Consider the following 355-nt stretch of genomic DNA (forward strand, 5'->3'; position numbering starts at 1 on the left):
GAACAGGAACAGCACCGTTAGTCCATCTTCGTATGCTTTGGCTGCGGCTCCGGTAAATGTCCATGCGGAAAACTGCGTCATAAAGGCGGTTGCACCGGCCATCCACCACATCATCGCTCCCCCACCGCGTATAAAACCCGAAGAGGTTTATGCAAAGCGCTTAAATACTAACGCAGCAAAGATAACGAAAACGAAGTACGCAAGTACTATGGTGAGATCTAGCAGTTCCATAGGGCTCCTGAATTAATAACGACCAATAGCGATTTAACTGGCAAATATTATTGAAATGGCGGTCCATATTTTACCATTCAGCCCGCAGGTTTTTTGTCGCATATGACCGGTTTCACAGATTTGC

At 46.5% G+C, this 355-nt stretch carries 1 pseudogene; it reads right to left on the reverse strand.

Going from position 1 to position 355, the window contains the following annotated elements:
• Positions 1 to 231, reverse strand: a pseudogene (locus AB4585_RS22505) (transporter); the annotation flags it as partial.
• Positions 232 to 355: the final 124 nt, after the last annotated feature.

The sequence above is a fragment of the Vibrio sp. 10N.222.49.C9 genome (genome assembly GCF_041474985.1).
Lineage (GTDB): Bacteria > Pseudomonadota > Gammaproteobacteria > Enterobacterales > Vibrionaceae > Vibrio > Vibrio crassostreae_C.